The 8,860-nt window shown below is 62.5% G+C and carries 8 protein-coding genes; 7 read left to right on the top strand and 1 reads right to left on the bottom strand.

The window, feature by feature from the left end:
* Positions 1–177: 177 nt before the first annotated feature.
* The 3 genes from HMPREF2822_RS04650 (at position 178) to HMPREF2822_RS04635 (ending at position 2,756) form a co-directional block, all read left to right on the top strand.
* Complete coding sequence (locus tag HMPREF2822_RS04650; RefSeq protein WP_070521594.1) at positions 178–489, top strand: hypothetical protein; 312 nt, start codon at positions 178–180, stop codon at positions 487–489.
* Positions 489–2,180, top strand: coding sequence for a zinc metalloprotease (locus HMPREF2822_RS04645; RefSeq protein ID WP_070521590.1), 1,692 nt, complete (start codon positions 489–491; stop codon positions 2,178–2,180). The genes HMPREF2822_RS04650 and HMPREF2822_RS04645 overlap by 1 nt, the downstream gene beginning before the upstream one ends.
* 357 nt (positions 2,181–2,537) lie before the next feature.
* Positions 2,538–2,756 carry a hypothetical protein gene (locus HMPREF2822_RS04635; protein ID WP_070521584.1) on the top strand — a complete coding sequence of 73 codons (219 nt, stop codon included), beginning with the start codon at positions 2,538–2,540 and terminating at the stop codon, positions 2,754–2,756.
* Positions 2,757–2,826: 70 nt separating this feature from the next.
* Here HMPREF2822_RS04635 and HMPREF2822_RS04630 read toward each other — a convergent pair whose 3' ends face one another.
* Positions 2,827–3,648: a dienelactone hydrolase family protein gene (locus HMPREF2822_RS04630; protein WP_070521581.1), complete on the bottom strand. Its 822-nt coding sequence runs from the start codon at positions 3,646–3,648 to the stop codon at positions 2,827–2,829.
* A 117-nt stretch (positions 3,649–3,765) separates the two neighbouring features.
* On the opposite strand from HMPREF2822_RS04630, the gene glmS reads away from it, so the two are divergent.
* From glmS to HMPREF2822_RS04610, 4 genes are read left to right on the top strand one after another with little or no spacing between them, the layout of a single operon-like run.
* On the top strand, positions 3,766–5,637 hold the full coding sequence (gene glmS, locus HMPREF2822_RS04625; RefSeq protein ID WP_070521578.1) for a glutamine--fructose-6-phosphate transaminase (isomerizing): 1,872 nt from the start codon (positions 3,766–3,768) through the stop codon (positions 5,635–5,637).
* Between the two features lie 25 nt (positions 5,638–5,662).
* Positions 5,663–6,769 carry an alanine racemase gene (gene alr / locus HMPREF2822_RS04620; RefSeq protein ID WP_070521621.1) on the top strand — a complete coding sequence of 369 codons (1,107 nt, stop codon included), beginning with the start codon at positions 5,663–5,665 and terminating at the stop codon, positions 6,767–6,769.
* Positions 6,759–7,223 carry a tRNA (adenosine(37)-N6)-threonylcarbamoyltransferase complex ATPase subunit type 1 TsaE gene (gene tsaE, locus HMPREF2822_RS04615; RefSeq protein WP_070521575.1) on the top strand — a complete coding sequence of 155 codons (465 nt, stop codon included), beginning with the start codon at positions 6,759–6,761 and terminating at the stop codon, positions 7,221–7,223. The genes alr and tsaE overlap by 11 nt, the downstream gene beginning before the upstream one ends.
* A gap of 1 nt (position 7,224) precedes the next feature.
* Positions 7,225–8,817, top strand: a complete 1,593-nt coding sequence (locus tag HMPREF2822_RS04610; protein ID WP_070521571.1) for an aspartate:alanine exchanger family transporter — start codon at positions 7,225–7,227, stop codon at positions 8,815–8,817.
* The last annotated feature ends 43 nt before the right edge of the window (positions 8,818–8,860 follow it).

The following is an 8,860-nucleotide window of genomic DNA, read 5'->3' as shown; positions in this document are numbered from 1 at the left end:
CTCCATGTCCAAAAACCCTATGGACATAACAAGTCTAGTTCTACGCACCCACGCTAAACCCCGGGCCATGTGGCCTGGGGTTTCGTGTTTTGTGGGTGATGGGGAACCGGAGGGGAGGTTTCTCAGTCCAATAAGGGCAGGAATCACTGTTTGTTGTGGACGAGAAGGAGGGCGCTCATGCCCGACGTATTTTTTGATGAGGACGAAGCCACGCGGCTTCTCGACGCCGTCGTGGACCAAACCCGCGCCCAAAGTGACGCGCATCGTGGGGACAGACCGAACTTTCCCGCGTCATCCGCGGGCAGGGACTTCGGCGGGCATGGGGCGCAGATTCAGGCGTTGCTGAGCCAGCTGCATGAGCGCGGAGCGTGGCGGTTGGACAACATATCGGCCACAGCGGATGCTGCACGCGCACAGCTGCGTGCCTTCGGGGAGATCGACCGTGGTCTTTCTAGCCAGCTTGGTGAGCAGGAAGTGGGGATGAACTGATGTCCACGATGGTCAAGTCACTTTTGGGTGATTATTCACAGGCGGTGTCCCAGTTCCAGGCCGCTAGCTTAGGCGGCTACTCCGGACCCAGCACACCTATTGGTTTGTTGGGAGACATGGTGGGCTCGGTCGATGGGATAAAACCGGATGACCTGGTGAGCAGTACCGCATCGGCGATGGGCGCTCGACGCCCGCGGCGTGGCGGCAATGGTTTACGGGATTTCCTTTTAGGGACGGTCCTATCGCTGGCAGGGGGAGCGCTCATGGATCACCTGCGCGGCGTGCAGGATGACTTTGAGAAGGAGAGAGACGAAGCCGATGACCTGGTGGAATCCGCGCAGCAGTGCTCCGAGGCCATCGAGGATGTGGTCGATGTTTCCGATTCTGCGGTGGCAGAGCTCATTTCCGCTGTAATTCCACTGCTCAATATCCTAACGATGCTATTGCAGCGGCACCCTCTGGGGAAGGCCATCGTCCCGGTGATTTCGAGCATTGGTGGGGACCTGATCGATCAGACGAATGACACTATTACGCAGACCTGCCGGGACCGCGATACTGCCATCGAGAATTGCTATGGCGAGTTTGAGAGGCGCTGTTCTGAGGTGTGTGAGCGCGAGCTTCCGGAAACCCCGCCGGAACCCGAATGTGGCTGCGAGGACAAACCGAAGCAGTGCCCACAACCTGAGCCTGAGCCTTGTGCACCGACGAAGCCAGCCCAGTCCGCTGAACCTGCTGCGCCAGCGCAGCCTTCTCCCGCACCGGCTCCTTCCACACCTGCCCCGCCGCAGCCCCCAGTTGAGCAGGGGGTTGAACAACCGGTAGTGCCACAGGAGGAGCCGGCGCCAACCCGTCCCGCTGCGGCGCAGGAAAAAGAGTGCCCACCGGATGAAGAGAAGCCACAGCCGGCGAAACCGAGCCAGCCTCCAAGCACACCAATTGAAACCGTAGAGCAGCCCAAGCCGGAATCCACTGCGCCAGAAGTGCAGCACGAACCGTGCGGCTGCCATGCGGAGAAAGAAGCGCAGTCCTGCAGTTGCAGTGAGCAGCAACGTGAAATAGAAACAACGAAGCCAGCTGATGCAGGGGTGGAGAGTCTCACCGAACCCGTTCAACAGGAGGTGATTGACTGCCCGGAGGATATGGAGCCGGTGGCTGAGGAGAAGGAGTGCCCTGAGGAACCAGTAGAAGGTGAAGACTGTGAGGCGCCAGAGCAGCCACCAGTTGCGGAGCCGGGTGAGTGCAAGCCTGAAGAATCCTGCTGCGGAAGCTTGGGAATCCTCGGCGTAGGGGTTGCCATCCTGGGGCTGGGCCTCTTGGCCGAGGCGGCTGTGGACTTCATCGAAAACCTGCCGGAGCCAGAACCTGTACCGGAGGCGGTGCCTGAGCCAGAGCCCGAACCCCAGCCAGAACCAGAGCCCTGTCCGCCGCCTGCGCCGGAACCTGCTCCTGACAATGGTGTTACGCCGCCACCGCCGGAGCTGAACAACGTCCCGGAGCCAGAAGCACCGCCGGAGAAGCTCGCACACATGCAAGCAGCGGAAGCACCGGTGCCAGCACCGGATTCTGCGCCAGCACCCGCATCCGAGCCAGCGCCAGGGCCCGCTCCCGCAACTGAGGCCGCACCAGACATAGCGCCGCAAGAAAGCTCAGAGACATCGTCTGTACACGCACGAAAGGCAGGGCAGTGGTAATGCCGCACAATGATTTTGATGAGTTCGCGCGCGGATTCCGCGAGCGCACAGCAGCACGGCTACTGGAGTTTGAGAAAGCCATGGCTAAGGCACAGGATGAGCTGGAAAAATCTGCGCAGCGTGCTGCCCAAACCCAAACGCACCCGGACCCACAGAGGCGAAGCCCAGCCGCCAGGGGCGTAGCGCACAGCCAAAGCCAGGGGCAGGGGCGAGGCCGCCCGCGCGGTCAAGTGCAATCGGTGCTCAGGCGCGGGTGACACGGAAACCGGGAAACTCCTCTGTGCGCCAGCAGCCCCAGGTGCTACCGTGGCGTGAGTAGTCGCTGTACGTATCAACCAGGGTTTGGGGGAAGACCGCATGACAGTTCCTTGGCTTTATGACGTCTTGTGGGGCGTTCTTCCCATGCTGTACCTCTTGGTGGCTTTTGTTGTGCTTGGCATTGAGATTAAATACGACAGAGAAATGGCCCACATAAAACTGTGGACGGCCGCTCAGTTGCTTCTGCCGGGCATTGCACTTATCGCCTGGCTTTTCATTGAGGTTCCTCGGTTAAAACGACTAAAGCAGGACGAATAAACGATCGTCCTGCTTTAGTCGGAGTACATGTGCGCCTTGTGGTGCTAGCTCGTCGAAACCTTTCCTGTTGCTAGAAGCCGGCGCGTTTGGTGAGGTCTTCGCCGACGAAGCTCTCGACGCCTTTGGCGGAAGCGTCGGCAGCCGCAAAGTCGTCGTACTTGGATTCGCCAGCGAGGGTGGACAGGAAGAAGCCAGTGACAAGGCCGCGGGCAGTTTCGACTGCGGAACCTTGGAAGAAGCCGGAGCCAAGCGCCAACTTGAAGAGCTTGTCCTCGCTGAAGCCGAACTGCGTGCCCTTAGCAATTTCGCGGTAAGCCACCGGACCGCCCCAGGCGTTGGCCAGCTTCGCGGGGTTTCCAGCGCGGAAGATATCATCTTGGCCCGCGCCAATAACGAGGCCGCGTGCCTTCACTGCGTGTGCGGCCTGAACCGCGGACGGGGAAGTATCGGCAGGGTAGAGGGCCGCGACGGCGCGGACCTTCGGGTTATCCACGGCAGCGAGGGTAGCCACGCCGCCGCCCATGCCGTGGCCAAAGACACCCAGCTTGGAAGCGGAGACCGAAATCTTGCCAGCGCCCAGCCTGACGCCGGCGGCAATTTGCAAGGCCGATTCGAGGTCGGCAGCCAAGTCGCGGTGTTTGGCAAAGACGCCCGTCTCCGTATCCGGAGCAACCACTACGATGCCCCAGCTGGCCAAGTGGCGCAGGGTGGCGTGGTAGTCCTTGATGCTCTTCGTCCAGTCGTGGGCAAACGCCACGGCGGGCAGGCCCTTGCCCTCAACCGGGGTGTACACCTTGCCCTCAAGCCCTGCATAAGACAGGTCTCCGACGAGGACGCGGTGCGGGCCGCGCTTAGACAACGTACCGAGATGCTTCTTCAAATTCGCAGACACGCTTTACAGAATAGAGCAAAGAGTAGGTAAAGCGGTGGACACTATAAGGCAGTGGGGGAGAATCAAACGCGATCCTTGAGATTCCGCATGATAAATCATGCTGTAAAATTTCGACCTATGTGTGGAATCGTTGGATACATTGGCCATAACACCGATGGCCGTGAGTACTTTGCCTTAGACGTTGTGCTGGAGGGCCTGCGTCGACTGGAGTATCGCGGCTATGACTCAGCAGGCGTCGCAATGTACGCCGATGGCGAGATTGGCTGGCGCAAGAAGGCCGGAAAGGTCGCTGCGCTGGAAGCCGAAATCGCTGCGCGTCCGCTGAAGGATTCCGTCCTGGGCATCGGGCACACCCGCTGGGCTACCCACGGTGGCCCGACCGATCTAAACGCCCACCCGCACGTGGTGGATGGCGGCAAGCTCGCCGTCGTTCACAACGGCATCATCGAGAACTTCGCCGAGCTCAAGACCGAGCTAGAGGCCAAGGGCCACAACTTCGTGTCCGAGACCGACACCGAAGTCGCCGCCACCCTCCTGGCGGATGTGTTCCACAACGAGGCCGGCGGTGACCTCACCAAGGCCATGCAGCTGACCGGCAAGCGCCTGGAAGGCGCGTTTACCCTTTTGGCTATCCACGCCGAGCAGGCAGACCGCATCGTGGCTGCGCGCCGCGATTCGCCGCTAGTTATCGGCCTGGGTGACGGGGAGAACTTCCTGGGTTCGGATGTCTCTGGCTTCATCGACTACACCAAGTCCGCCGTCGAGATGGACAACGATCAGGTCGTCACCATCACCGCGGATGATGTCGAGATCACCGACTATGAGGGCAACCCCGCCCAGGGCAAGCCCTTCGAGATTAAGTGGGATGCCGCCGCGGCCGAAAAGGGCGGCTTCAACTCCTTCATGGAGAAGGAAATCCACGACCAGCCGGCAGCCGTGCGCGATACGCTGCTGGGCCGCCTCGATGAGACCGGCAACCTGATCCTCGATGAGATTCGCATCGAGGAGTCGGTGCTCAAGTCCATCGACAAGATCATCGTCATCGCCTGCGGCACCGCCGCCTACGCAGGACATGTCGCGCGCTACGCCATCGAGCACTGGTGCCGCATCCCGTGCGAGGTGGAGCTGGCACACGAGTTCCGCTACCGCGATCCGATCGTCAACGAAAAGACCTTGGTTGTGGCCCTGTCCCAGTCGGGCGAGACCATGGATACCCTCATGGCCGTGCGCCACGCCCGCCAGCAGGGTGCCAAGGTAATCGCCATCTGCAACACCCAGGGTTCCTCCATCCCGCGCGAGTCCGACGCTGCCCTCTACACCCACGCCGGCCCGGAGATCGCTGTGGCCTCCACCAAGGCCTTCCTGGCGCAGATCACCGCGACCTACCTGCTGGGCCTCTACCTGGCTCGCCTGCGCGGCAACATGTTCTCCGATGAGGTCAACTCCGTCCTCGAGGATCTGCGTGATATGCCGGATAAGGTTCAGGCAATCATCGACAACGAGCAGCAGGTCTACGACCTGTCCAACGCCATGGAGAACGCCAAGTCGGTGCTCTTCCTGGGCCGTCACGTCGGCTTCCCCGTCGCGCTGGAGGGCGCGCTCAAGCTCAAGGAGATCGCCTACCTGCACGCTGAGGGCTTCGCCGCCGGCGAGCTCAAGCACGGCCCCATCGCGCTCATCGAAGAGGGCCAGCCGGTCTTCGTCATCGTGCCTTCCCCGCGCGGCCGGGATTCCCTGCATTCCAAGGTCGTCTCCAACATCCAGGAGATCCGCGCCCGCGGCGCCATCACCATCGTCATCGCGGAAGAGGGCGACGAGGCCGTCGAGGCCTACGCCAACCACATCATCCGCATCCCGAAGGCGCCGACGCTTATGCAGCCTCTGCTTGCCACCGTGCCGCTGCAGATTTTCGCCTGCGGTGTAGCCACCGCCAAGGGCTACGACGTGGACCAGCCGCGCAACCTGGCGAAGTCGGTGACCGTCGAATAGCGCCGCACCCTTAAGTGGCACAATGGTGGGCATGTTGAAAACCACCGTTGACCTCAACGCTATTGCCCACAATGTCGCTCGCGTGAAGGAGGCGGTGGCCCCGGCCCGCCTCATGTGCGTGGTCAAGGCGGATGCCTATGGCCACGGCATCGAGCGTTGCGCCCCGGTCATGGCGAAGGCGGGAGCGGACGCCTTCGGGGTGGCCACGCTGGCCGAGGCCGTGGCGCTGCGGAAGGTCATTGACACCCTTCCCATTGCCGCCTGGCTGTGGGAGCCGACGGAGGACCTCGCCCCGGCCCTAGCCGCCGGAATCCAGATCGGCATCCCTTCTTTGGCGCACGCGCAGGCGCTCATCGCCGCCACTGATGCGCCCACCGAGGTCTTCGTGATGGTGGAGACGGGGATGCACCGCTCGGGCGTCGACAAGCACGCGTGGGAGGAGACCTTCCGCCTGCTTGCCGACGCCCCCCACATCACCGTCCTGGGCCTCATGTCCCACTTTGCTTGTGCGGACGAGCCGGAGCACCCGCACAATGATCATCAGGAATCGGAGTTCCGCCAGGCCCTAGCGCTTGCCCGTGAGGTCGGGCTTGAGTGCCCGCTGAACCACCTAGCCAACTCGCCCGCGGCCTTGACCCGCCCCTCGGCGCGCTTCGAGCAGGTGCGCGTCGGGCTGGTCCTGTATGGGCTCGAACCGGTGGCCGGGCGCGACCATGAGCTGAAGCCCGCCATGACGTGGGAAGCGTCCGTCGTCGCGGTGAAGCCGATTTCGGCGGGGGAGTCCACCTGCTACGGCCTGACCTGGACAGCAGACAGCGACCGTCAACTCGCCACCGTCAGCGTGGGCTATGCCGATGGCCTGCCGCGAGCCTTTCAAGGGGCGCTGCAGGTAGGGATCGGCGGCGAGCTCTACCCGCAGGTGGGCAGGGTCTGTATGGACCAGATTGTCGTCGACCTTGGGGCTAATCCCCACGGTGTGCGCGCCGGGGAGACAGCCGTTATCTTTGGCCGTGGCGGCATGAGCGCGTCCGAGCTGGCCGAGGCAGCCGGGACCATCAACTACGAAGTACTGTGCCGCCCCACCGGGCGCACCCAGCGCACATACCGCGAAGGAGCTAGCGATGCGCAGTGATTTTCCACACGAAGGACACCGCGAGGCGGCCACTCCGGAGGATGCTCAGGCCTTCGGCGAGGAGCTGGGCGCGGCTTTAGAGGCCGGGGACCTGGTTATTCTTGATGGTCCCCTGGGCGCCGGGAAAACCACCTTCACGCAGGGTATTGCCCGCGGAATGCAGGCGAAGGGGCGGGTGACCTCGCCGACCTTCGTCATTGCGCGCGAGCACCCCTCGCGCGTGGGCGGGCCGACGTTGGTGCACGTGGATGCCTACCGCCTCTTGGATCATTCAGAGGATCCGTTGGGGGAGCTGGACAGTCTAGACTTAGACACCGAAATAGAGGACGCCGTCGTCGTCGCCGAATGGGGCGGGGGCTTCATGGAGCGGCTATCTGACTCGTACCTCGCCGTTACAATCAACCGCGATTCGGACGATGACGTCCGCGTATTCACATGGAAATGGGTGAATTAACGTGCTGGCTTTCCTTGCTGAACAGCCCCTGCTCACGCTTTTTCTCATCATGGCGGTGGGATTAGCCGTCGGCAAGATCAATGTCTTCGGCATCTCGCTCGGCGCCGCCGCTGCGATGTTCGTGGCCTTAGGCTTGTCCGCGGCCAACCCGGACATCGTGGTCCCGGCGTTCGTGTATCAATTTGGTTTGGCCATCTTCGTGTATGTCATCGGCCTGAACTTCGGCCGTAGCTTCTTCCAGGATTTCCGCCGGCGTGGATGGAAGATGTCCATGGTGGTCATCGTCTTCTTCTTCGTGTTGGCGGGGCTGACCACCCTGGCGATGCGCATGTTTGATCTCGACCCGGCGATCAGCGTGGGCACGCTGGCGGGGTCGGTGAGCTCGACGCCTGGTATGGCCGCGGTCGTCGAAGCCTTGGGCGGCGATAGCACCCCGGTGGTGGGCTATTCCCTGGCCTACCCGGGCTGCATCATCGGAACCATTCTGGTTGCCGCGATTGGCGCCAAGGTGCTGCGCGTGAACCACATTGAGGACGCGCGCGCCGAGGGCATGATCGCAGAACCGCTCGAGTGGCGGGCAGTGCGCCTGACCCGTGACTTCGACGCCACGGTGGGGGACCTCCAAGAGGTGACCGGTGAGCGCGTCATCGCCACCCGCCATGTGAACAACCCGCACGAGCACGACCTGGCCTACCCGGAGCTCCCGCTGCGTGCCGGCATGGAATTCCTGCTCAACGGCACAGCGCCCGCGTTGGATAGCGCGATTTCCCAGTTGGGTGAGGAGATCCACATCAACCTTCATGAGGAGGATGGCCTGGTCTACCGGCGCCTGACCGTGTCCAGCCCACGTGTTGCGGGTTATCAGCTCAAGGACTTAGACACTGTCAAGCAAGGCTTCCTCATCGCGCGCGTGCGCCGCGGCGACTCCGACGTCGTGCCGAACGAGGAAACCGTCCTGCACTACTCGGACCGTGTGCGCGTCATCACCGCGCCGGGCAGGCTTGACGACGTCCGCCGTTTCCTCGGCGACTCCGAAGCCAAGCTCGGCAACGTCGATTTGTTGCCCTTTGCCCTAGGCCTCTTCATCGGTCTGCTCTTCGGCGCTATTCCGATTCCGCTTCCGGGCGGCACTACGTTGTCCTTCGGCTTTGGTGGCGGCCCCATCGTCGTCGGCCTCATCTTGGGCGCGCTGGGCCGCTCGGGCCCAATTAACTGGCAGCTTCCCTTCCACGCGAAGCAGACGATTTCCACGCTGGGCTTGACCTTGTTCTTGGCGGGCGTGGGTACGTCGGCAGGCGGCCAGTTCCGCGATGCCTTGTCGGATCCGACCTCCCTGAAGTACATGGGCGTGGGCATTATGCTGACGCTGGTTTCCGCCATCGGCATCGTTGCGGTGTCCATGCTGGCGCTGCGCCTCAAGTTTGATGAGTCGATGGGCATCGCCGCCGGCATGACCACGAACCCGGCGATCATGGCCTACCTCAACCCGCAAACCGGTACTCAGCTGGCAGAGCGCGGCTATGCCACCGTGTACCCCACGGCGATGATCGGAAAGATTCTCATGTGCCAGGTCTTGGCCTTGATTATTGTTTGATGGTTGTCGCGTAGGATATCCCCGTACTGTTTATTCCCGCTAC

The sequence above is a fragment of the Corynebacterium sp. HMSC062E11 genome, assembly GCF_001811845.1.
GTDB lineage: Bacteria > Actinomycetota > Actinomycetes > Mycobacteriales > Mycobacteriaceae > Corynebacterium > Corynebacterium hesseae.
The sequence above is the reverse complement of the archived record's forward strand: the minus strand, read 5'-3'. Positions and strand labels throughout refer to the sequence as shown.